Consider the following 1,514-nt stretch of genomic DNA (forward strand, 5'->3'; position numbering starts at 1 on the left):
GAACCGTCCCCATGGAACATAGGTTAACTGCTGCAAAAATCCGAACCTCTGATGGTTCGGATTTCTTTGGATTGGTCTTTTATAATTCCCGTAATGTAAATATGGGAAGTAATTCTCACTTTTCATATCTTAATTTGTGTATTTCTTTGTATCTATTAATTTCATTTCTTGTTTTACGTTCTATTGAAGAAGAGTATCCCCGTGAAGATTTACCAGTTTGGAATTCATTCCATATCTTATATGCGTAATAAATAACAAAACAACTAGCTATTAATAGTATATATCCCATTTCTGAATCACTCCTAATCTTTATAATATATGGAACGTAGATTCATGCTATTTTAGTAAATTAGCTAAGGCGGCAGAAGAGGAATGCTACTAACACATTTCTGTTTTATAATATGGTCATTATAAACAGTAAATACCCAATCTGGATTATTAATTTAGCATCTTGTAGTATAGTTATAAGAGTTTCCAGGGGGACGGTTCTTGTGGTCATGTTTAAATATAAAAGCCAGGAGAACCGTCCCCATAGAACACAACTAGAATTAGGAGGACAAGTTTTGTATAAATTAATAGCAATCGATATTGATGGAACGCTGATGAATGATCGAAAGGAAATTACAAAAGAAGTAAATGAAGCCATTCAAGCTGCTAAAGCTAAGGGAGTGAAGGTGGTCATTTGTACGGGGAGGCCAATTGTTGGTGTCCAATCGATTATTGAGGAATTGAAATTAAATGATGAAGAGGACTTTGTTATTACCTTTAATGGTGCTCTTGTACAAAATACATACTCTAAGGATGTAGAATCCCAAATTACCTTAGCATATGAAAACTTAAAAGAACTACACGAATTAAGCCTAAAGCTTCATTCACCGCTCCATTTCTTTGATACAGAAAATCTTTATACACCTAATCGAGAGATAAGCGGATACACCATTCATGAAGCCCATATCAATCAAATTCCTCTCCATTACCTGCCGATTGATGAAGTACCAAAGGACATGCTGATTCCGAAAGTAATGTTTATTGATGAACCGGAACGTTTGAACACGACCATAGGAAACATACCTGAATCATTCTGGGATAAATATACGTTCGTTAAAAGTACTCCGTTCTTCTTGGAAATCCTTGACCCTAGTGTCAGCAAAGGAAATGCAGTAAGACTACTAGCCGAAAAACTTTCGATTAAACAAGAAGAGGTCATCTGCATCGGAGATGGCGAAAATGACCTAAGTATGGTTGAGTATGCTGGCTGTGGAGTGGCAATGGGCAATGCCGTATCTGTCGTAAAAGAAGTAGCTCAGTTCCATACATTATCGAATAATGAAAATGGCGTTGCCTATGCGATCGAAAAATTAGTATTGGGATGACCGTGGGTGACCGTGGGGACGGTTCTGCTGGTCTTTTTCTCGTCAGTGTTCTTAGTAATAAGAATTTTTAGGTGTGGCAGCGGTCAGGATAAAAGTAGTCGGCGTTATCATTTGGCAGTTTAATTGGGGTGGGACCGTAGG

Annotated in this window: 2 protein-coding genes; both read left to right on the plus strand. The window is 37.4% G+C overall.

Features of this window, described 5'->3' with window-relative positions; all coding sequences use genetic code 11:
* A partial coding sequence (locus CHI06_RS30280; protein ID WP_218833133.1) for a hypothetical protein occupies positions 1–248 on the plus strand: 248 nt, incomplete at its 5' end.
* 315 nt (positions 249–563) lie between these two features.
* The gene (yidA, locus tag CHI06_RS28900) at positions 564–1,373 is read left to right on the plus strand and encodes a sugar-phosphatase (protein WP_095252064.1); all 810 of its coding nucleotides are present in this window, start codon (positions 564–566) and stop codon (positions 1,371–1,373) included.
* The last annotated feature ends 141 nt before the right edge of the window (positions 1,374–1,514 follow it).

Source organism: Bacillus sp. 7884-1, from assembly GCF_002272245.1.
Classification (GTDB): Bacteria; Bacillota; Bacilli; order Bacillales; family Cytobacillaceae; genus Neobacillus.